Origin of the sequence: Arcanobacterium sp. S3PF19 (assembly GCF_000758825.1) — a bacterium.
Lineage (GTDB): Bacteria > Actinomycetota > Actinomycetes > Actinomycetales > Actinomycetaceae > Arcanobacterium_A.
In genome coordinates this window covers 29,396-51,175 of sequence record NZ_JRMX01000014.1, presented here as the reverse complement: position 1 = coordinate 51,175, position 21,780 = coordinate 29,396, and the positions used below count along the sequence as shown (strand labels likewise).

Annotated in this window: 19 protein-coding genes and 4 tRNA genes; 16 read left to right on the top strand and 7 right to left on the bottom strand. The window is 54.5% G+C overall.

Translation table 11 applies throughout. The features are described from left to right. The first annotated feature begins 18 nt into the window (after positions 1 to 18). The gene (locus tag HMPREF1631_RS04525; protein ID WP_034233293.1) at positions 19 to 948 is read left to right on the top strand and encodes a hypothetical protein; all 930 of its coding nucleotides are present in this window, start codon (positions 19 to 21) and stop codon (positions 946 to 948) included. Here HMPREF1631_RS04525 and HMPREF1631_RS04520 read toward each other — a convergent pair. The 4 genes from HMPREF1631_RS04520 to HMPREF1631_RS04505 form a co-directional block, all read right to left on the bottom strand. Further along, positions 945 to 1,673 (bottom strand): phosphatidylcholine/phosphatidylserine synthase, encoded by a 729-nt coding sequence (locus HMPREF1631_RS04520; RefSeq protein WP_034232948.1) that lies wholly within the window; start codon positions 1,671 to 1,673, stop codon positions 945 to 947. The genes HMPREF1631_RS04525 and HMPREF1631_RS04520 overlap by 4 nt on opposite strands. 238 nt (positions 1,674 to 1,911) lie before the next feature. Further along, a tRNA-Phe gene (locus HMPREF1631_RS04515) sits at positions 1,912 to 1,984 on the bottom strand. Between the two features lie 38 nt (positions 1,985 to 2,022). Next, positions 2,023 to 2,096, bottom strand: a tRNA-Asp gene (locus HMPREF1631_RS04510). Positions 2,097 to 2,130: 34 nt separating this feature from the next. After that, a tRNA-Glu gene (locus HMPREF1631_RS04505) sits at positions 2,131 to 2,203 on the bottom strand. Positions 2,204 to 2,355: 152 nt separating this feature from the next. On the opposite strand from HMPREF1631_RS04505, the gene HMPREF1631_RS06820 reads away from it, so the two are divergent. Together HMPREF1631_RS06820 and HMPREF1631_RS04495 are read left to right on the top strand one after the other, a co-directional pair. Then, a complete protein-coding gene (locus HMPREF1631_RS06820) occupies positions 2,356 to 4,077 on the top strand; it encodes a mechanosensitive ion channel family protein (protein WP_052047092.1) in 1,722 nt (573 codons plus the stop codon). 113 nt (positions 4,078 to 4,190) lie between these two features. Then, on the top strand, positions 4,191 to 5,084 hold the full coding sequence (locus HMPREF1631_RS04495) for a DMT family transporter (RefSeq protein WP_034232946.1): 894 nt from the start codon (positions 4,191 to 4,193) through the stop codon (positions 5,082 to 5,084). A 44-nt stretch (positions 5,085 to 5,128) separates the two neighbouring features. Here the strand turns inward: HMPREF1631_RS04495 and HMPREF1631_RS04490 are convergent. Continuing rightward, a tRNA-Lys gene (locus tag HMPREF1631_RS04490) sits at positions 5,129 to 5,201 on the bottom strand. Between the two features lie 202 nt (positions 5,202 to 5,403). Here HMPREF1631_RS04490 and HMPREF1631_RS04485 point away from each other — a divergent pair. Further along, positions 5,404 to 6,024 (top strand): hypothetical protein, encoded by a 621-nt coding sequence (locus HMPREF1631_RS04485; protein ID WP_034232944.1) that lies wholly within the window; start codon positions 5,404 to 5,406, stop codon positions 6,022 to 6,024. A 91-nt stretch (positions 6,025 to 6,115) separates the two neighbouring features. Here HMPREF1631_RS04485 and HMPREF1631_RS04480 read toward each other — a convergent pair whose 3' ends face one another. Continuing rightward, positions 6,116 to 7,114, bottom strand: coding sequence for an inorganic phosphate transporter (locus HMPREF1631_RS04480; RefSeq protein ID WP_034232942.1), 999 nt, complete (start codon positions 7,112 to 7,114; stop codon positions 6,116 to 6,118). Continuing rightward, positions 7,114 to 7,731: a DUF47 domain-containing protein gene (locus HMPREF1631_RS04475; RefSeq protein WP_034232940.1), complete on the bottom strand. Its 618-nt coding sequence runs from the start codon at positions 7,729 to 7,731 to the stop codon at positions 7,114 to 7,116. The genes HMPREF1631_RS04480 and HMPREF1631_RS04475 overlap by 1 nt, the downstream gene beginning before the upstream one ends. A 252-nt stretch (positions 7,732 to 7,983) precedes the next feature. Here HMPREF1631_RS04475 and HMPREF1631_RS04470 point away from each other — a divergent pair, with 252 nt between their 5' ends. The 12 genes from HMPREF1631_RS04470 (at position 7,984) to HMPREF1631_RS04415 (ending at position 21,751) form a co-directional block, all read left to right on the top strand. After that, positions 7,984 to 8,937 carry a sugar-binding transcriptional regulator gene (locus HMPREF1631_RS04470; protein WP_034232938.1) on the top strand — a complete coding sequence of 318 codons (954 nt, stop codon included), beginning with the start codon at positions 7,984 to 7,986 and terminating at the stop codon, positions 8,935 to 8,937. 200 nt (positions 8,938 to 9,137) lie between these two features. Then, complete coding sequence (deoC, locus tag HMPREF1631_RS04465) at positions 9,138 to 9,779, top strand: deoxyribose-phosphate aldolase (RefSeq protein WP_369794732.1); 642 nt, start codon at positions 9,138 to 9,140, stop codon at positions 9,777 to 9,779. An 8-nt stretch (positions 9,780 to 9,787) separates the two neighbouring features. After that, complete coding sequence (gene fucP, locus HMPREF1631_RS04460; protein ID WP_052047091.1) at positions 9,788 to 11,131, top strand: L-fucose:H+ symporter permease; 1,344 nt, start codon at positions 9,788 to 9,790, stop codon at positions 11,129 to 11,131. A gap of 39 nt (positions 11,132 to 11,170) precedes the next feature. After that, positions 11,171 to 12,172, top strand: coding sequence for an aldose 1-epimerase family protein (locus HMPREF1631_RS04455; protein ID WP_232215430.1), 1,002 nt, complete (start codon positions 11,171 to 11,173; stop codon positions 12,170 to 12,172). A gap of 2 nt (positions 12,173 to 12,174) precedes the next feature. Next, positions 12,175 to 13,104: a ribokinase gene (gene rbsK / locus HMPREF1631_RS04450; protein ID WP_034232934.1), complete on the top strand. Its 930-nt coding sequence runs from the start codon at positions 12,175 to 12,177 to the stop codon at positions 13,102 to 13,104. A 338-nt stretch (positions 13,105 to 13,442) separates the two neighbouring features. Continuing rightward, a complete protein-coding gene (locus HMPREF1631_RS04445) occupies positions 13,443 to 14,288 on the top strand; it encodes a hypothetical protein (RefSeq protein WP_156956232.1) in 846 nt (281 codons plus the stop codon). A gap of 43 nt (positions 14,289 to 14,331) precedes the next feature. Beyond that, on the top strand, positions 14,332 to 14,988 hold the full coding sequence (locus HMPREF1631_RS04440) for an FABP family protein (protein WP_052047089.1): 657 nt from the start codon (positions 14,332 to 14,334) through the stop codon (positions 14,986 to 14,988). Next, entirely contained in the window at positions 14,985 to 16,088 is a 1,104-nt protein-coding gene (locus HMPREF1631_RS04435) for a folate-binding protein YgfZ (protein ID WP_052047088.1), read from the top strand. The genes HMPREF1631_RS04440 and HMPREF1631_RS04435 overlap by 4 nt, the downstream gene beginning before the upstream one ends. Before the next feature lie 13 nt (positions 16,089 to 16,101). Beyond that, positions 16,102 to 16,578: a D-aminoacyl-tRNA deacylase gene (dtd, locus tag HMPREF1631_RS04430; RefSeq protein WP_034232930.1), complete on the top strand. Its 477-nt coding sequence runs from the start codon at positions 16,102 to 16,104 to the stop codon at positions 16,576 to 16,578. Between the two features lie 125 nt (positions 16,579 to 16,703). After that, entirely contained in the window at positions 16,704 to 19,238 is a 2,535-nt protein-coding gene (locus HMPREF1631_RS04425) for an ATP-dependent Clp protease ATP-binding subunit (protein WP_052047086.1), read from the top strand. A gap of 268 nt (positions 19,239 to 19,506) precedes the next feature. Then, positions 19,507 to 20,535 carry an L-threonine 3-dehydrogenase gene (tdh, locus tag HMPREF1631_RS04420; protein WP_034232929.1) on the top strand — a complete coding sequence of 343 codons (1,029 nt, stop codon included), beginning with the start codon at positions 19,507 to 19,509 and terminating at the stop codon, positions 20,533 to 20,535. Between the two features lies 1 nt (position 20,536). Then, positions 20,537 to 21,751 (top strand): glycine C-acetyltransferase, encoded by a 1,215-nt coding sequence (locus HMPREF1631_RS04415; protein WP_034232927.1) that lies wholly within the window; start codon positions 20,537 to 20,539, stop codon positions 21,749 to 21,751. Positions 21,752 to 21,780 lie beyond the last annotated feature (29 nt).

Sequence of the window (21,780 nt, the reverse complement as noted above, 5' to 3'; positions counted from 1 at the left end):
TCATGGCAGAATTACAGTGTGTTTACCCTTTATTCAGTTACGGACATTCACCTTGTGCATGAGGCGGTGTTTGATCCGCAGATTCTGGTGGAAGTCTCGGGGGTGGACAGAATCGGTTCGCTTACTTCTTCCAAGGTGTGGGAAATAGATATCCCGGGGAGGATTACTCCCGGCAGTTTTTCCCCGGGCGGCGCGGAAACACTGGGCAAAGTTCTCCGCGACTCCATCGAAAGGCGAATTTTGCTGTGGGTTTCTCTGATCGAACCGGAGAAATTGGCAGATCTTCATAAATGTTTGGGAAAAGATGTGTTTGTTACCGCCGGCCCGGGCACTCCCGTCCCTGCGGATATGCGTCTGCGCCATCCGGGCACTAAGATGCTGATTCCCGTGGCAGTAAGTCCCGTAACGCTCCTGCGCCGTCTGCTTTCGGGGACGGAAGCGGAAAAAGAATGGGTGCGGTTCCATCTGGAGGGAATTGATTCCAAGGCCGTCTCAACTGCGTGTTACGCAATGCTGCGTGAGGCAAAAGTGGAAGTTCTGGAGCGTTCGCGCGCGTTTCGGCTGATGCATTCCCCCACGTTTGTCGCATACGCCGTAATTTTGATTTATTCTCTGCTGCGGGCGCTGCCCGTGCTGTGGGTGCCGAATTTTCGCGGCAATGTGTGGGTGCTGTGGGGGATAGACGTGGTCAGTGCGATTCCCTACACATGGGGAATTTTGGAATTTGTGGTCGGAAAGACGCGTCTGCGCCGTTTTGTCGGAATGATTGTCACGCTGGTTACCTTTATTTCCCCGTATATCTATTTTTGGTCGCACGGAGACCATTATCCTTTTTTCGTGAATCTGGTTGTGGCGGGAATGATTACCGCAGCCATCCTGCTGGAGCTGTACCGGGCGATCCGCGACCGGCAGGTGTCGCGGGTTCTGCGCAGACCGGCCGGTGTTTAGTGTCGTTCCGCGCCGGCCGCGGCTTCGGTATCCGCCTTTCCGTTTACCGTGCGGATTATGCCCGTAATCATAAACCACGCCCCCGTGACCCAAAACACGAACCACGCACCTGTGTTTCCCTTCGGGTACACGGCAACCAATACGGCGGTGGAGAGAATCCACAGCGTGATGGTTGCGATATTGACTGCCATCATTTTCTTTACGCGGAACGGGTGTGTGTAGTATGTGGGAACGAGGGTGAGAACCGCGAGAATCACGGTGACAAGAACGTTGAATACGGCTCCCGTCTGCACAATCCACAGGATAACCGCAACGATATTCCAGGCTGCGGGGAAGCCGACGAAATAAAAATCGGTTGATTTCCAGTTCTCGTTTGCGTAGCAGAACATCGAGGAAACAAGAACCAGAATCATAATCACCATTGCCAGGGGTTTCGGGCCCAGAGGCAGGAAGAGATACATGAATACGGCGGGGAGGAAAGTCCAGGTGAGATAATCGACGGCGATGTCTACGATTCCGCCGTCGAACCACGGTATGATTTCCTTTACCCGCGCGCGCCTGGCGAACGTTCCGTCCACGGCGTCCACGGCCATGGCAATGCCAAGCCAGAGCCACATCATTTTCGGGCTGTTTTCGATGATTGCGAGTGTGGCAAGAGAAGCAAAAATTAACCCTGACAGGGTGAATGCGTGTACCGCCCAGGCGGTGGCTCTTTTTTTCTCCACGGGTCCTCCTCGGTCTGCCGTATGTGGGTACGGAGTGCGGACACACAGTCCGCAGTTATAATGCCAGAATAGTCGAAAATAAAGAGGAGTGCACTCTTTCCCCGCCGGGTGGCGGAAATTCCGTGTTCGGGCCGCTTCCGGAAAAAGGTGTGGAAAGCGGATAGTCTGCGGGAAACCCGGAATATGGGAAAGTCTGCCGGGAACAGAAAACCCCTTGGCAGTCCAAGGGGTTTGGCTGTGGCTCCGACCGGCGTCGATCCGGTGACCTAACGATTTTCAGTCGTTCGCTCTACCAACTGAGCTACAGAGCCGGATAGAAAAACGCCCGGATGAACCGGGATGTTTTTCGCGACCCTGACGGGACTTGAACCCGCGACCTCCGCCGTGACAGGGCGGCGCGCTAACCAACTGCGCTACAGGGCCGGATTGCACCGGCGTGCATCGGCTTTTCAGCCGGTACCCCCAACGGGATTCGAACCCGTGTTATCGGCGTGAAAGGCCGGTGTCCTAGGCCACTAGACGATAGGGGCAATTTATTCCGCTGGTGGAACGGATACTAGCATAACGATAAATAAGGCTAAATGCAAAACCGATTTTGCTGTGCCTTTACTCACGTTTGGTCCGGGAGCGGAAAATCGCGAATAAAACGGCAAAAAAATCCGGAATTTATTAACCTTTAAGTATGAACTATTTGTGCGATACCACCGGTGGGGAAATTGCCGCGGAAGCAGTCGAGACCACATTCAATATCCTGCAGCTGATTCTGTCTGTGGGTGTGGGCCTGGTTGTGGGCGTGGTCGTGTCGCTGGTGCTTTTGGGGATCGGGCGTTTCCTCTCCTCGTACCGCATAAATTTCAAACCGTTTTTTGACGCAACGGCAAAACAGGTGACCTTCGGTTTCGCCGTCCTGGGTGCGTGGATCGGATTTTTTATTCTGAATTCGGTGGCGGAAGAGAAAAATATTCCGCAGTGGTTTACGGTTCTCGACCATGCTTTTATGATTCTCTTTATCGTTGCCGGAACATGGTTTGCGGCAGGTATGGTAAACGGCGCGGTGAAGCTGATTCACAGCCGAATGCTGCGCTCTTCGGAACGCAGGGCGAAACGCGTCCAGACGCAGACGCAGATTCTGCACCGGGTGATTGTGGCCGCAATCTGGCTGCTCGGATTGGGAGGCGCGCTGCTCACCTTCCCGCAGGCCAGAACAGCGGGCGCATCGCTGCTGGCGTCCGCGGGTGTCTTTTCGGTGGTCGCCGGTCTTGCCGCACAGACTACTTTGAGCAATGTGTTTGCCGGGCTGCAGCTGGCATTTTCGGACTCGATCCGCGTGGGGGATATCGTCAGATACAACGGGGACTACACTTCGGTTGAGGAAATCACGCTTACCTACGTGGTGCTCGCCGTCTGGGACGGGCGCCGGATTATTGTGCCGTCAAAACTGATGACCACGGAAAGTTTTGAAAACTGGACGCGCCGCGCACCGCAGATGCTTGGCGAAGTCACATGGGAAGTCGACTGGGCGGTACCGATCGGCCTGGCCCGCAGACAGCTTGAATTCCTGCTGCGCAACACCGACCTGTGGGACGGGGAAACGGGAGTGCTGCAGGTAAAGGAAGTGCACAGGGAATTTCTGCTGCTGCGTGCCGTGGTTTCCGCGGAGGACTCGGGCACGCTTACGGATCTGCAGAATTATCTGCGGGAAAAAATGGTGCTGTGGATTCAGAACGAGGCACGGCAGGCCATTCCGCGGATGCGTTTCGCGCAGTACGACCGGGTAAATTTCAGCACGGAAAAGAAAAAAACAGAGTCGATGATGGAAGAACGCCTTGAAGCGGAAACGCCGGATAAGTTTCTTCCGGGCGATACGCCCACGCCCCGGAAAGACGGTTCGGCACCGAAAAATACCGAATACGGGCAGGAGCAGCCGGGCGCGGACACGCAGTCGCGCACCGTTATTCTTTCCTCCGAGGAACTGGCAAAACTTGATGAGCTCTATCCTTCGTCCGTACCCGCACAGACCGGTGTTCTTCCCCCGCTGCGGATGGATACACTCCCTTCGGTGCAGACGAATGTGGATCTTCCCGCCGCAGATTCCAAACAAAGTGAAAGCGCAGTGCAAAGCGATGTGCGCGAAGGGCATGAGGCTTCGCTGTTCAGTGGATCGGCGAAAAACGAAGAACGGAAAAAAGCATACTCCGGTCCCGGAAAGGAAGCCTTCGCGGAACGGAACCGCAAAATTTCGGAGATTATCGACGCCGACGCCGACGGCGAAGCCAAATCCGCAGACAATACAGATAATGCGCAGACGGACGGCGAAGACGCAAAAAACCCTTCCGCGAAACGTGCGCATGATGCCAAGACGGAGGCCGGGGGTCCTTCCGCCGGGGAAAAACCCGGGAACTGATCACATCTTAAAACCGGCTTTAGTTTCGCCCGGGGCGGTGATGTAGGCTTGCTGTGTGCGGAAGACGGACTGCCGTTTTCCGCTGTGTGTTTTTATTGAGTGGGGTCGGAAAAGTGGCATTAAAAAATTCTCGGTTTACGGTCGTATTCGCTTCGCTGGCGATTATTTTTGCGGCTGTGGTGCAGTATGTGGGAGCCGGGATAGCGGTGAAGCTCTTTCCCTACGCGGATGCCGGCGCCATCGCCTGGGGGCGTTTCACCTTCGGCGCGGCGGTGCTGCTCATCTTTCTGCGTCCCCGAATGACCCGGCGGCAGTTCTTTTCCGCGGTTTTTTTCGGCATTGCCCTGACCTCAATGAACGTGGTTTTTTACTATGCAGTGAGTTATGTGTCGCTGGGGACGGCCGTTTCTTTGGAGTATCTGGGCCCGGTTGTGATCTCTTTTCTGACGGGACGCAGTCTGCGCGTGCGCTGCGGGCTGGCTGTGGCGCTGGTCGGTGTTTTCTCTATTTCGTGGGTCGGCGTGGATTATACCGACCCGGGCGTGCAGAAAGGTATTCTGCTCAGTATTTTTTCCGGTCTGTGCTGGGCGGCGTACATGATTTTGGGGCGGAAAGTGGCAGTGCGCGGGGACGGCCCGGCTTCCCTTGCGGTCGGAATGGCTGCCGGCAGTATTTTTTATCTTCCGCTGGCCGTGCCTGATTTTATGCCGATTGTTTCCGATACCAGGCTGCTGCTGCTGATGCTGGCGGTGGCCGTGTCTTCTTCCGTTATCCCCGTGGTGGCGGAAGTAACCGTAATGCGTTATATTTCCACTTCCGTCTATGCCCTGCTTGCTTCGCTGTACCCGGCTTCTTCGCTTCTGGTCGGTTTTCTCCTGCTGCATCAGGTGCCCTCGCCGGGAGAACTGTTCGGACTGGTGGCGATCTCGTTTGCAGTGGTGCTTGTCTCGCTTCCCGCGGGAGATAAAAGCGGCGGCGGAAGCGGCCGCGGCAGAGAAAAGCAATAAAGCAGTAAAAATTCCCCGGAACGCAGCGCGTTCCGGGGAAACGGTGGGCCCCGTGGGACTCGAACCCACAACCTACGGATTAAAAGTCCGCGGCTCTGCCAATTGAGCTAGAGGCCCTTTTGCGTCAAACACCGGTTGAGTTAAAATAACCCATGCAACGCTAAATAATTTTAACCCCCGAAAAGACCGGAATGGAAATGCATAAAAGTGAGTTTGCTCATTTTCGCGCCATGCACCGTATGGAGGGCGAAAACGAGGCAGGCCGGAGGAAAACGGAAAAGCGTATCCGGTTTATTTCGGAAAATGCAGGGAGGACGGAATGAATCGCTATCGGCCGCGGCGTCCCGCACAGCTGAAACCGGGTCAGATTGATCTGATTGAGGGAGGCGTGGATATTGCCTACAGCAGCGAATTGGCCCATGCCGGAGCGCAGGCGGTAGTTCCCCTGCCAACGGCTCAGGCGGTGCCCGAAGAAGTAATTGCGCGTGTAAGCCTGTTGATCGACGAAGAAGGGGTTGATGCGCTCGCCGATTTTTGGGCAGAATCCCCGGCTGAGACGCTGCCGGGAATTCTGTGGCGCGGATTTCTGCTGCGCGAATGGACCCGCCGCGATTTTTCGGATGCGGAGCAGCGTTTTGCTGCCGCTTCCGCATTTTTTGCCACCGCCGATCCGCAGCGCATTTCCCTCGTTCCCCGTCCGGAAACGGTGAAGGCGCAGTGGGACGAAGTTTTTAAGGGTAATTTCCGCGGGGATTTTGCCGAAGTTTTGCGTATGTCCGCGCGTTTCACGGATTTTACGGCCACTGTTGCGCCCGTATGGATTACCGAGGATACCCATCCGCTGGCAACCGAAGTGACGCGGAGAAATATGGCTATGCTGCGCACGGCACGCGAGTTTAAGGCTGCCGGTGAGATGCTGACGGCGGGAAATCTGGAATAGGGAAATCCGAAACAGGGCAATTTGAGGCAGACTCCAAAAAAAAGACCGGATCCGCCCGGGCGGATCCGGCAGTGCGGAGTGCAAACCGGTGCTATGCGATACCGTGCAGCAAACCGTAAGTGATGATGGATACTGCGGCGGAAGCGGGGATCGTGAGGAACCATCCCCCAACGATATTTCCCGCTATTCCCCAGCGTACCGCGGATTTTCTGGTGGTTGCCCCCACGCCCATAATTGCGGAAGTAATTGTGTGCGTGGTTGAAATCGGAGCATGCCAGAGGAAAGCGGTGGTGTAAAGCACAGACGCCGCCACACCCTCGGCAACGAACCCGTGGGCGGGATCGAGATCAATTATTTTCTGCCCCAGAGTTTTCATGATTCGGTATCCGCCTGTGCATGTGCCTGCCGAAATTGCGCTTGCCGCACATATTTTTACCCAGGTGGGGATACCCGTTTCATGCCAGTAGCCGCCGGCAATGAGCGCGAGTACGATCACGCCCATTGTTTTCTGCGCGTCCTGCAGTCCGTGGCCGAGTGCCATCAGTGCCGCCGACAGCGTCTGGGCATGGCGAAAGTTGCGCATTGTGCGTTTGTATGTGAAGTTTCTGCAGATGTAAAGCGCAATTTTCATGAAAATAAATGCCAGGGTGAACCCGATAAACGGGGAAAGAAACATCGGAATTACGACTTTCATTCCGATTACTCCCCAAAATACATCCGCAGATGCGGAGAAACCCGCCCCCATCAGCCCGCCGATCAGGGCATGGGATGAAGAGGAAGGCAGACCGAACCACCATGTAATCAGATTCCAGACAACCGCCCCGACAAGTCCGGACAGAACAATAATTAAGCCGTGATTGTCCTGCGGAGGGCCGATAATTCCGGATCCGATGGTTTCGGCAACTCCCGTTCCGAGCAGTGCGCCGATAAAATTCATTACCGCCGCCATGAACAGGGCCTGGCGCGGAGTCAGTGCCCGGGTGGCAACCGAAGTGGCGATTGCGTTTGCGGCATCGTGAAACCCGTTTGTGAAATCAAATGCCAGGGCCACAAAAATAACTGTGAGAACCAGAGCTAAAGTAAGTGTCATTAGGATTCCTTGAGTGCAATGGATTCTACGACTCCGGCAAGATGCTCGAAACGGTCGATGGCCGATTCCAGTTTGTCGATCACGAACTTCATTTTAAGCAGTTCCATCGGGTGTCCGTCTGCCGAAAACAGGTCGGAAATCAGACTGCGGTATACGGTGTCGCCGTGATTCTCCAGTTGGTTGATTCCCACCCAGTAGGCGCGCATGGTGTCGTCCAGCTTGTTCAGGCGGTGCATGGCCTGCGTGGTTGCGGCTGCGCATTCGGAAATGATCTGGACCAGTTTGTGTGCGCCCCGGGGAAGTTCCCCGACTTTGTAGAGCACCATATTGTCGCCGGCCTCGTCAATCAGGTCTACGCAGTCGTCGATGGTCTGACAGAGCGTAAACAGATCAATTCGGTCATAGGGGAGTACGAAGCTTTTGTTGATTAAGTGCTGTACGGCGTGGCTGGCCTCATCGGCTTTGTTTTCGATTTTATGAAGTTTGGCGTTCAGTTCAACCCGTTCTTCGGGGGTTGCGTTTGCAACCAGGGTAAGTGCGTCGGCTGCGGTCTGCAGATGGTCTGCCTGTTCGGAAAAGAGGCGGAAAATAGCTTTGCCGCCGCTGAATTTACTCATTCTTACAGCTCTCCTCTCACCGACAGGGTCGGTGATTAAGTTTTCTTAAGATATGGGAACCTGCCCACACTATAAACAATAAATTAAGTGCCGGGGAATAGCTCGTTTATTTGGCAAAAAGAGGCGGGAATTTTTTTTCCCCGGGGAAAAAGATATACATTTATCAGGATTTGTCAGGGACGTTGTGCCTATGTTTGTTTTTTCTTTTTCCCGGTTGAATGGGAAATATAATGGCAGAGGAAAGGGGGTAGGATGGAGCGGTACTTTGGCTTGGATACACACGATATTCAGTCTATCGATGCGGCTAAATTATATTACTCGGGACTGACGCAGGCCCAGGTGGCACAGCGGCTGCATGTGGCCCGTCCTACCGTGTCAAAACTGCTTGCCCACGCGAAACGGCGGGGTTTTGTTCGAATGCAGGTAATTGACCCGCGCGAATACGACGAAACGCTTGTCGCTTCGCTCACGGAACGTTTTAATCTGCGTGACGTGGTACTGGTGAGTTCAAATCAGCCCACAGCCGTCGCACTTTACGGGGCATTGGGACGCGCGGGGGCGAAACTCTTGCGTTCAATTGTGCGTGACGGAGATCTGATCGGAGTAGTTCCTTCGCGTACATTGCGGGCGGTGGCGGAATTTTTGGATTACAGTCCACGCAGCGGTGTGAAAATTGTGCAGGTTTCCAACGGTTTGTCGTGCCCTGCACAGAGATCTTCCGAAAAAATGCTGCTCAGAATGGCCTCTGCGTTTAATGCCCAAACAGTTGGTTTGGAAGTACCCACTTTTTCCCATTCCGTTTCGGCGCAGAATAAATTACTGGCCTGTGGGCATATCCGTAAAATTGTGGCTTTGATTAATTCTGCCAGGATCATTGTCTACACGGTGGGTGATATCAAAAGCGATTCGGCTTTGATTCTCGACAGCAGCCTTTCCGCCCGCGAAAAGGCAATTTTATTGGAACGCAGCGTGGGTGATATCTGTTCTCGTTTTATTGACAAAAAAGGACGGATTTGCATTCCCGATCTAAACAACCGCACTTTGGGGATTACGCTTCCGCAGGTGCGGCATATGGAGCAGAAAATTTTAGTTGCGGGAGGCAGGGAAAAAGTTCCGGTAATTGCCGCGGCATTGCAAAACGGATATGTAAACCGCCTTGTTACCGATGTGTCTACGGCTCGGAGTGTGCTGCGGGAAACCGACTGATTTCTTCTTCTGCGCGTGAAGCACGTTTGTGCACAATATGTTCCGATGTGCCGAATCTCTTTTGTTTTGTCTGAATTTTTCTTCGATAAACGCAGGTAAAACGGTAAATCGCGCTCTTTGTGCCCCGATGGCGAAGATGGTCTGCCAATGCTGCCATACCGTTTAATGTCTGTACCGGCAGTTCCAAACAAAGGAGTTTAATGATGAACAATCCGGGTATTATTGATCATACGCTGCTCAAGCCTGACGCAACGGAGAGCGATATCGCGCGCCTGTGTGATGAAGCCGAAGAACTTGCAATGGGTGCGGTATGTGTAAATCCGAAGTGGGTGGAATTCTGTGCCCGCCGCCTTTCGGAAACGAATGTAAAAGTATGTACGGTAGTCGGTTTTCCCCTGGGAGCCTGCACTACTGACGTAAAAGTATTCGAAACGGAAAAAGCTGTCGCCGCCGGAGCCACGGAAATCGATATGGTGATTGATATAGGTGCCGTAAAAGAAGGCGATTGGGAAACCGTGCGGAGGGAAATAGAATCCGTTAAAGCCGCTGCAGGCAAAAATACCGTAAAAGTAATCCTTGAAGTGTGTCTTCTGGATGAAAAACAGATAATCGCGTCTTCCCGGGCTGCGGTGAAGGCCGGTGCCGATTTTGTAAAAACATCCACGGGATTTTCCTCCGGCGGGGCAACTGTCGAAGCAGTGAAACTGATGCGGAAAACAGTAGGTGAAAATTTTGGCGTAAAAGCAGCCGGCGGAATTCGCAACGCAGCGGATTATCGGGCAATGGTTGAGGCGGGGGCGTCGCGTATCGGCGCTTCGGCCGGAAAAGCTTTATTGGGGTAGGTGAAGAAATGGGAAAGAAAAATACTTCATTTGGTTTGATTAAAGATCCTTCGCAGCAGCTTGAAGACGGTTATCTGGACCGTACCCCGCTTATACAGTATATTTTGCTTTCGATCTGTTTTCCGATGTGGGGTGCCGCGGCAAGTCTGAACGATGTGCTGATTACACAGTTTAAATCCATTTTTGAGCTGTCTGATTTTGCTTCGGCATTTGTGCAGTCTGCCTTTTACGGCGGATATTTCGTGCTCGCCATTCCTGCTTCGCGGATAATTCGCAAATGGACCTACAAATGCGGAATTATGATTGGGCTGAGCTTTTATATCATTGGGTGTACGATGTTTTTCCCGGCTTCGCATATGGCCACCTATTCGGTGTTTTTGGCCGCTTTGTTTGCAATTGCCGTGGGACTGTCTTTCCTTGAGACGTCGTGCAATACTTATTCGGCGATGATCGGCCCACGCCGTTTCGCCACTTTGCGGCTGAACATCTCGCAAACCTTTTACCCCCTGGGATCGATTTTTGGGATTCTTTTGGGTAAATATCTTATTTTTACCGAAGGGCAGGCACTGCATAAACAGCTTGGCAGTCTGACGGGAGAAAACAAGACGCAGTTTGCCAGGGAAATGCTTCAGCGCACACTGGAGCCTTACAGATTCATTATTCTGGTGCTTGCGGTACTGTTCATTCTTGTGGCCATTACACAGTTTCCGCATTCCAAGCCGGTGGCAAAAACCGCAGAAACAAAAGCGACAGTCGGTGAAACGCTGAAATATCTTGTGCGAAACGGAAAATTCAGGGAAGGAATCGTAACCCAGTTCCTGTATGTGGGAATGCAAACCGCAGTATGGTCTTTTACGATTCGTCTGGCCCTGACTCTTGATGACTCGCTTAATGAACGGACAGCGGCGAATTTTATGGTTTATGCGTTTGTGGCTTTCTTTATCGGGAAAGTTGTGGCAAATGTACTGATGACCAAACTTAACGAAGATTTGGTGCTGATCGGATATTCCGTACTGGGCGTGGCGGCACTGCTGTATGTAATCTTTGTGCCGAACATGACTGCTGTTTACGCGGCTATTCTTACTTCCGGCCTTTTCGGTCCGTGCTGGGCGACGATTTACGCCCGTACGCTGGATTCGATTGGCGATAAGCGTCATACGGAAACCGCAGGTGCTGTAATTGTGATGTCGATTATCGGCGGAGCCGTAATTCCCGTTATTCAGGGTCTTATTTCCGATGCCACGGGTTCGATGCAGACGGCGTTCACGGCCTCGCTGGTCTGTTTTATCGCGGTGCTTGTGTATTTTCTGCGGAGATTTTCCGCAGGCAAAAAATCGTCCTCTGTTGCATAAATTAGTATGGGAAAGTGAAACGAAATGATAAAAATTAATTTGTCCCGCAGGTTTTTTACCGATACAGAGCGGGTGATTTTGGAAACAGAACAGTTTAAGGTGACGGTAAAACGTTACGAAACGGGGATAGAAAGTTTAACACTTGCCAATTCCTGTGGATTTGTCGAGGTGCTGCCGTATTTCGGACAGATAATCTGGAATGCGGAATTTCACGGACGCAGCCTGAGAATGAAAAATATGTTTTCCCGTCCACAACCTGCAGCTGAAATTTCGGATACATACGGATGTTTTGCTTTTCATTCCGGTCTTCTTTCCGCTGGGTGCCCGGCTCCGGAAGATACACATCCGCTGCACGGAGAATTCCCTACTTCAAAAATGGATTCGGCATGGCTGGAAGTCAGTGAAAAAAGCATTCGGATTGTCAGCTCATACGAGTATGTGCGTGGATTCGGGAATCATTACCACGCGTTGCCTTCTGTGCGGCTGAATGCAGATTCGTCGCTGTTCGATATTGAAATGCGGGTGGAAAATCTCTCTGCGTATGCGCCGATGCCTCTGCAGTATATGTGCCACATGAATTATGCTTTTGTGGAAAACGGGATAATGACGCAGAGTCTGCCCAAAGGTGCCTTCAAATTGCGGAGTACCGTTCCGGCGCACGTAACTCCGACAGAAAGATGGACGGAAATTAACCGCCGGATTGTTGCGGGTGAAATTGACGCCGATTCTCTGGCCTGTGCCCGGGAATTTGATCCGGAGATCGTATTTTTTGCGGACGGTCTTTGCCGTTACGGAGAAAAGGCGGAATTTAGGCTGAAGGCGCCGGATGGGATCACATTCTTTACTTCTTTTTCGACAAAGGATTTTCCTGTGGCTACAAGGTGGATTCTGTTTAATCCGGACCAGCAGGTTGCGGCGTTTGTGCTTCCGGGTACGTGCCGTCCGGAAGGTTTTCTTGCGGCCCGAAAAGCGGGTACGTTGATTATGCTGAAGCCTGGGGAAGTGCGTGAATTTTCCGTGCGGACAGGAGTTGAGGAGTGATTATGGATATCGCGGTAATCGGATCAAATATGGTCGATCTAATTTCTTACATAAACCGGATGCCAAAGGAAGGAGAGACGGTTGAGGCTCCCGATTTCAGAATGGGATGCGGAGGAAAGGGAGCGAATCAGGCTGTTGCCGCTGCCCGTCTGGGATCTCGCGTACTGATGCTGACCCGTGTGGGAAACGATATGTTTGCGGAAAATACGATCCGTAATTTTGCGGCGAATTCTATCAGTACAAAGTATGTGCTGCGTACGGAAGCAACTTCGGGTGTGGCGCCTATTTTTGTTGATCCGGACTCGCATAACTCAATTATTATCGTAAAAGGTGCGAATGCCATGCTTTCGCCTGCCGATATTGATGAAGCTGCCGAAGACATAAAACAGTGCGGCCTGATTGTGCTGCAGCTGGAAGTACCGCCGGAAACTGTTTATGCGGCGATCCGCTTCGGGAATAAGCATGGCATTCCCGTGCTGCTGAATCCTGCGCCGGCTCAGCCCGATCTGATTCTTGATGAGGTATGCGGGTGCGAGTATTTTGTGCCCAATGAAAGTGAGCTGTCACTGCTGACCGGAATGCCTGTCGATTCTCTGGATGATATCCGCAACGCCGCATCGGCTTTGCTGAAATCGGGGATGAAAAATGTGATCGTGACTTTGGGCGCCCGCGGAGTGCTGTGGGTGAACCGAAACCGTGATCTGTTTGTTCCCGGCATGGAGGTTGATGCGCAGGATACTACGGGTGCGGGAGACGCATTTATCGGCTGCTTCAGTCATTACCTGTGCAAAACCGGCGATGTGGAGTATGCGCTGCGGATGGCAAATATGTATGCCGCGGATTCCGTGACGAAGCGGGGAACGCAGACTTCCTATGCGACGGCTGCCCAGTTTACGGAAAAACTCAAAGAAGCGGACGGGCCGGAAAAATAAAATAAGTAAGGCAACGGGGGCTGTGAAATGCACAGCCCCCGTGAAGTTTACGGACATCAGATCCGAGAGCGCCTGTCGGCGCGAAGGCCGCTCGTAGCGGCAAATTATTGGAGCCCGGGGCTTCCGTGACCTGACGTCCTAATAGATACGTTAGCCGGATTTGTGCCCCGTGTAAAGATATTTTAGACGCACGTATTCCGTGCGCTGCGGGAAAATGTGCACAAACGTGCGCCTGATTTTGCTCATTGTTGAGCCGGGTTTTGGGCTAAAATTATTTCAAAGCTGTGTTTTTTCTTTCTTTAGGTGCTCTTTGCGGCGGTGCATGGCACAATTTGATTGTGACAGATAAACATAATCCTTCGCCCACACCTTCGCGCGAAACACGTCAATCCGATGCGGACCGGTCGTTCACGCACAGTCTCTACAACCCGATTCCCTCTCTGATCACGGGAATTATCGGAGTTATCTCGGCTGTGCTGCCGGCCCTCGGTGTGGGATTTCGAAATTGGATTCTTATTTTAACCGTGGCGCTTTTGGGGCTGACCGTAGTTATCGGCTGGCCGGAACTGCTGCGGATTCCCAATCCCGCCGCTTCCAGAATCAGTCTGTCTGCCATCTATGTGGTTTCTCTGATCATGGTGCTGACCGAAAAAAATTTTCTGCCGTTTTTGGCTGCGGTCGGAATCGTGACGGTGTTTCTTTCGGAAATGCTGCGCAGCGCGTCCGCCGTTCGGCGCCTGGAACAGATTTCCTCCACCTATCTGGGGATGCTGCTGATAATTTCCGTGGCTTTATGGCATTTTAACGCCACGGAAGATGAGGGCTGCGGAATATCGATCTGCTTTGCCGCCACTTCGGCAATCGTGGCAATTATTTCCGCTCTGGATTCCCGCTCGTCAATGGCATTGGGCGTGGTGAACGGGATCGTGTCGGGAATCGGTTTTTCGCTGCTGCTCAGTTTCTCTCCGGCGGTGGGGCTGTGCATCGGGCTTCTGACGGCCGGTGCATATCTGCTCACGCGCCACTCTTTCCCCGCAATAGAAGACGCGGTTCGGGTGTTTGAAATGCAGCAGCAGACAAACGCCGAATTTTCAAAAACACTTGCCGCGCTGCTCTGCTACGCAACCTTGCCGGTATCGGTGCTGGGCTCGATTTCGTTTGCGCTGATACTGTGGATGAAATGAAGCGGGACGGCACGGAATGCAGACACAGGGAAAGCATGGTTTAATGTCCGTCAAAAATTCTGCCGCCGGCGGAAAATCCGGCTTTGTTTCCGCGGCCAAAGAAGAAACCGCCGCGGAATTGGCACCGGAAAATTACCCCCTTAAATGGCTGGTCGGAAGATGGCACGGAGGCGGGATTCTTGCCTACGAAAATATCAGACCCGGTGCGTACCTGCACGAACTTACGCTCCGTGCCTCCCACGGCAGTCCCTACCTTACCTATGAATCGAAAATCTGGCTTGCCGAAGGGGAAGCGGGACCGGCGGAAAAAGAGATGAAAGAGATGTCGGGCGCACAAAGATATGCCCTGCTCGCAAAGCATTGTCTGTGGGCGCAGTCCTGCGGATACCTGCGGGTAAATCCGGAAGGTGCACGGCGTGCGGACGGATCGGCCGAAGTTCAGGCAATGGTTGCCTCTCCGAGCGGAACGGCGCAAATCTGGGTCGGATTGGCAGATGCTTCGCGGATGACTCTGATTACGGACGCCGTCGCCCGCTGCACTGCCGAAACACAGCCCGAAAGCGCAAATCTGCGCCTCGCCTTATCCGCGGGCGATCTGGTGTACGCATACGGTATGCAGGCATTTGGATACAGGATGCAAAATTACCTTACGGGACGGCTGACCCGCGTGCCCGAACTGCGTGAAAGCGGGGAAAAATGACCCGGGCAGTTATCGATGAACAGACGGGTCTGCCGGCACATTACGGAAATCCGTTTCGGGAACAGGAAGATATTTTGCAACGCGGCGCGCTCGTGGATCTTTCATATATGGAAATTGTGTGCGTGCAGGGCCCGGATCGCGCAAAATGGCTGCACAGCCTGGGAACATGCGCTTTTGAACAGCTGAAACAGGGCGAAACCGGGCAAATGCTGATTTTGGATCCGAACGGATACATTGCGCATTCCGCGCTTGCCACAGACGACGGCACGCAGACATGGCTGCTTACGGACAGCGGCCGCGGCCGTGCGCTGGCCGATTTTTTGGAATCAATGAAGTTTATGATGCGTGTCGGCGTTTCGATGCCGTCACTGCACGTGTTCGCCTGTCTCGGCGGGCGTGGCCGGCTTCCCGCGCGTATTGCGGCAGAGGCAAAACAGATCTGGGAAGATCCCTGGCCGCACACTTCTGTTTTCGGCGCGGACTACGGGCTGAAGGACGGCGATCATCCGGGACTGGAAAGAAATGCCGTTTTCTGTGCGCTTTCAGGCTCTTCCCTGCCCGCCGAGGGGGAAGTGTGCCGGGCGGGACTGACGGCATGGGAGGCGCTGCGCGTGCGGCATCTGCGTCCCCGTCTGAACAGTGAAGTGTCTAACCGCCGCGTCCTGCCGCACGAACTGGATCTGCTGCGCTGTGCGGTGCATCTGTCCAAAGGGTGTTACTGCGGCCAGGAAACGGTAGCCAAAATCGTCAACCTGGGGAAACCGCCCCGCCGGCTGGTGTTTTTGTATCTGGAAGGGCCGGAAGGGGATCTGCCTGCGGCGGGAACCCCGGTATGCTGCGGAAAGCGTAAAATCGGAGTACTGACTTCCCCGGTGCGCGATTTCGAGCAGGGCCCGACGGCTCTGGCGCTGATTCGGCGCGGTATCAGTCCCGATGCGCAGCTGGAGACGGGCGGTTTTGCGGCAGCGCAGATGCAGATAGTGTCAGCCGACGGAAAATCCTCGGTTTCCCCGGCGCAGCGTCCGGGTGCCGGTCTGCTGCGTATCGACCGCCGCGGGGACACGTCTCTAAAACAGAACAGATTCACTGCCGGTATTTAGGAAAGAAGACAAAATGCGAATAATCATACAGCGCGTGCGGGAAGCGAGAGTAACCGTGACCGATGCTGCCTCCGGTGCGGCCGGGGAAGAACGAACCGTGGGTGAAATCGGCTCCGGGCTGTGCGTATTGGTCGGCGTGACGCATACCGACGGCGTGGCGGAAGCGGAAAAAACGGCAAAAAAGATCTGCGAGCTGAAACTGCTGCGCAACGCGGCCGGGGAAGATGATCCGAAATCGCGCCTGTCGGTGTCCGAGGCCGGGGCAAAAGTGCTGCTGGTTTCGCAGTTTACGCTGTATGCTTCGGTGAAAAAAGGAACGAAACCTTCGTGGTCTCACGCGGCGCCGGCCGATAAGGCGCTGCCGCTGTTTAACAGACTGGCCGAAGAAATACGCTCCCGGGGCGTGGATACCGAAACAGGAGAGTTCGGTGCGCATATGAATGTTTATCTGACGAACGACGGTCCGTTTACGATTTTTTACGAGGTGTGAACGCACTAGTCCATGTTTTCCGCCCGCGTCTTCACGCCGGTGGCGAAATGGTTTTGCGATCTCCGTCCGGGGTTTTAGAGTAAAATCAGGAATAAGATAGCTTTGCACTTGGCTGGGAGTATACATTGTTTGAAAGGTTTACCGACCGCGCACGGCGGGTAATTGTGCTTGCGCAGGAAGAAGCACGTGATCTGAAGCATAACTATTTGGGCACGGAGCATATTCTTCTGGGACTGATTAAAGAAAACGAGGGCGTAGCCGCGAAGGCGCTGGAGTCTTTGGATATCACGCTGGATGCCGTGCGCGAAAACGTGGTTGAGATTATCGGCGAAGGGCAGGAACAGCCCACCGGCCATATTCCGTTCACGCCGCGGGCAAAGAAAGTCCTGGAATATGCGATGCGCGAAGGTCTGCAGCTGGGCCACTCCTATATCGGTACCGAGCATCTGCTGCTCGGGCTGTGCCGCGAACAGGAGGGAGTGGCAGCGCAGGTGCTCGTCAAACTGGGTGCGGATCTGCCGAAAGTGCGTAACCAGGTGACGCAGATTCTGCAGGGGTACCAGGGCAAAGAGTCCGTGGGCGTGGGCAGCGGCGGCCGGCGCGAGGGAGTAAAAGCCGGTTCCGCGCTTCTCGACCAGTTTGGGCGGAATCTGACTGCGGCCGCGCGGGAAAACAAACTTGATCCCGTGATCGGCAGGCACACTGAGGCGCAGCGTGTAATGCAGGTACTTTCCCGGCGGACGAAAAACAATCCCGTGCTGATCGGCGAACCCGGTGTGGGCAAAACCGCTGTGGTCGAAGGTCTGGCGCAGTCAATCACGGCCGGAGATGTGCCCGAGACGCTGAAAGACAAGCAGCTGTATTCCCTGGATATGGGTTCGCTGGTAGCCGGTTCGCGCTACCGCGGCGATTTTGAAGAGCGGATGAAAAAGATTCTGAAAGAAATCAACAGCCGGGGCGATATCATCCTGTTTATCGACGAAATCCATACTCTGGTGGGTGCCGGTGCGGCCGAGGGCGCGCTGGATGCGGCTTCGCTGCTGAAACCGATGCTGGCCCGCGGCGAACTGCAGGTGATCGGGGCAACCACGCTTGACGAATACAGGAAATATATTGAGAAGGACGCTGCTTTGGAGCGACGGTTCCAGCCGATTCAGGTGGAGCAGCCGAGTGTGAAAGAGACGATCGCAATTTTGGAGGGCCTGCGAGACCGCTATGAGGCTTTCCATCGGGTGACGATCACGGACGAGGCTTTGGAAGCGGCGGCAAAAATGGCGGACCGCTATATCAACGACCGTTTCCTGCCGGACAAGGCGATTGATCTGATTGACGAAGCCGGGGCGCGTCTGGCAATCAAAAAGATGACCGCACCGGAAGAACTGCGTGAGCTGGACGAAAAAATAGCGCAGGTGCGCACGGAAAAGGAAGCTGCCATCGACGGACAGGATTTTGAAAAGGCCGCCTCTTTGCGCGACAGGGAGCAGCAGCTTTCCGAGCAGCGCGCGGAGCGTGAGAAAGCGTGGAAAGAAGGAGATCTGGACGCGGTTTCTGTGGTGGACGAAGATCTGATCGCGCAGGTGCTTTCGATGACTACGGGAATTCCGGTATTCAAGCTGACGGAGGCCGAATCGGCGAAACTTCTGCGGATGGAAGAAGAGCTGCATAAGCGCGTGATCGGGCAAAATGAGGCCGTGAAATCTATTTCCCAGGCGATTCGCCGTTCGCGTGCGGGTCTGAAGGACCCGAACCGGCCGGGCGGCTCGTTCATTTTTGCCGGTCCTACAGGTGTGGGAAAAACAGAGCTGGCGAAGGCTGTGGCGGAGTTTCTTTTCGGAGACGAAGAAGCACTGATTACGCTGGATATGTCCGAGTATCAGGAGAAGCACACGGTTTCGCGGCTGTTCGGTGCGCCTCCGGGATATGTGGGCTTTGACGAGGGCGGACAGCTCACGGAGAAAGTACGCAGAAAACCGTTCTCCGTGGTTCTGTTTGACGAAGTGGAGAAAGCACATCAGGATTTGTTTAACTCCCTGCTTCAGATTCTGGAAGAAGGGCGTCTGACCGATTCACAGGGCAGGGTTGTTGATTTTAAGAATACAATTATCATCATGACCACAAATCTGGGGGCAAAGGATATTGCCCGCGGGGTTTCGACCGGTTTTCAGTTTGACGCCGATGAGGTTTCCGGCTACGACCGGATGAAATCGCGGGTAAACGAGGAGCTGAAGAATCATTTCCGGCCCGAATTCCTCAACCGTGTGGACGATATTATTGTGTTCCCGCAGCTGAATCGGGACGAAATTCTGCAGATTGTGGATCTGATGCTGGCCCGTTTGGACCGGCGTCTGCAGGAGCAGGGAATGTCGCTTGCGGTTTCGGATGCGGCGAAGCAGCTTTTGGCGGATCGGGGTTACGATCCGGTACTGGGCGCGCGTCCGCTGCGCCGGGCGATTCAGCGCGATATTGAAGATGCCCTCTCGGAGAAGCTGCTTTTTGGGGAGTTTAAGCCGGGGGAGATGATTATAATCGACGTTGACCGTAACGCGCCGATGAGCTTTACGTTTACCGGGCAGGATGCCGATTACCGTCTTCCCGAGGGTGTGACGCCGGCGCAGAAACGCGCAGACGGCGATGAAGCCCGGATTACCGCAGAGGAATAGTGGTTTTCCCGCAACCGTGTATCCGGGATATGCCGCGCGTTTCGGTGGATAATTGACACTGCCGACGGTAGATTTGATACCGACAGTTTTCCGCAGTGCCAAAGGAGCGGAAAAAGTGGCGGCTCTGTGCTTTTGCTCCGTGAGGTGCTTGCGATATGGGAATAAACGGTTCGGGCAGTGCGTGGAGTGTGCGCACTGCCCGAACCTGTATCTATAATGGGAAGTGTAAGGTATGCTTCGCCCAAGAACGGAACAAGAGTAAAAGCAGATGAAAGCACTTGTGAAAGCGCGTCCCGAACCGGGACTGGATTTAATTGATATTCCCGAGCCTTCCGTAGGCCCGAACGACGTAAAAGTAAAAGTGCTTCGTACCGGGATATGCGGCACGGATGTACATATTGAAAAGTGGGACGGCTGGGCGCGCAAAACCGTGCAGACTCCGCGTGTGATCGGTCATGAATTTGTGGGAAGAATTGTGGCCGTGGGGGATTTGGTGACGGATCTGCGTCCCGGGCAGATCGTTTCCGGCGAAGGGCATTACGTGTGCGGAAGGTGCCGTGCCTGCCTCGCAGGGCGGCGTGAAGTGTGCGCGCACACCAAGGGCATCGGATATCATGTGGACGGCGCGATGAGCGAATATTTCGTGTTTCCCGCGGCGAATGCGTGGGTTCATCCCGATGACATTGACCCGGATGTTGCCGCCATTTTTGACCCTTTCGGCAATGCGGTGCATACGGCGCTTCAGTTTCCCTGTCTTGCCGAAGACGTGCTGGTCTGCGGGGCCGGTCCGATCGGTATTATGGCTGCGCTGGTGGCTCAGTTTCAGGGTGCGCGCCACGTGGTGCTCTCGGATCTGTCGGACGAGCGTCTGGCGCTGGCGAAAAAACTGGGAATTAAAACGACGGTCAATGCGACTGCGCAGACTTTGGACAGCGTATACGGGCAGTTGGGGATCAGGGAAGGATTCGACGTGGGCCTGGAGATGTCCGGTTCCCCGGCGGCGATCCGCACGATGGTTGACCACATGGTCCACGGCGGGAGAATTGCCATGCTCGGCACGCCGACGGCGGATGTGCCGATGGATATGACGAAAATAATTTTTAATATGCTCACGCTGCAGGGCGTTACGGGCAGAAGAATTTTTGAGACCTGGTATGCCGCCTCTGCGCTGATCGGCTCGGGACTGAATATCGGGGGCGTAATCACCGACCGTCTCCCGTTTACGGATTACAGACAGGGGTTTGCAATTGCGGGCGACGGAAAATCCGGAAAAGTAGTACTGAATTGGGAGGACTGAAATGAGCGGGGCCTACGATCTGTGGCGCGAAGAACTGTCGGCGGAGCTGACGGCGTTAAAGGAACAGGGGCTGTATAAAAACGAAGAAGCACTGACCGGTGCCCAGGCGGCGCAGATCGGAGTGGAAGACGGGCGCAGGGTGCTTAACCTGTGCGCAAACAACTATCTCGGTCTGGCCGATTCCCCGGAGCTGATTCAGGCCGCGAAAGACACAATGGACCGCTGGGGTTTCGGCATGAGCTCGGTGCGTTTTATCTGCGGCACGCAGACCCTGCACAAACAGCTGGAGAAAGATCTGACGGAGTTTTTGCATCCGAACACGGAAGACGTGTGGGATACGATTCTTTATTCTTCGTGTTTCGATGCCAACGGCGGGCTGTTTGAGGCTCTGCTGGGCAGCGGGGACGCGATCATTTCCGACGCGCTCAACCATGCGTCGATTATCGACGGGGTCAGACTGTGCAAAGCGCAGCGTTTTCGGTACCGTAACCGGGATATGGAAGATTTGGAGGAGCAGCTGCGCGCGGCCGATGCCGCAGGCCTGCGGCGAAAACTGATCGCCACCGACGGTGTGTTCTCCATGGACGGATATCTGGCTCCTCTTGCGCAGATCTGTGATCTGGCCGAGAAATACGGCGCGCTGGTAATGGTGGACGATTCCCATGCCGTCGGGTTTATGGGCGAGACGGGCGCGGGCACGCCGGAGTATTTTGGCGTGCGCGAACGTGTTGATATTCTGACCGGTACTTTCGGAAAAGCCCTGGGCGGAGCATCCGGCGGTTACACCTGTGCCCGTCGGGAGATCACAGAGACGCTGCGGCAGAAGTCCCGTCCGTATCTGTTTTCAAATTCTTTGGCGCCCGCGATTGCCGGCGCCACCGGAAAAGCACTCCAAATTGTGCGCAAATCGCATGATCTCTTGGAGCGTCTGCGGGAAAACACCGCATATTTCCGCACGGAAATGACACGCAGGGGATTTGAGATTCCCGAATCGACACATCCGATTGTTCCTGTGATGCTGGGAGATGCCGTCCTCGCGGCAAAGATGGCGGACGCAATGCTTGCCGACGGGATCTACGTGCGCGCATTCTCCTACCCGGTGGTACCGAAAGGAAAAGCAAGGATCAGAACCCAGCTGTCTGCGGCACTGACCCGTGCTGACCTGGACCGGGCGATAGAGGCTTTTGTCCGTGCCCGCGCCCTTGTGCAGGGGTGAATCGGGGAAAATTTGCGCGGTTTTTCAAT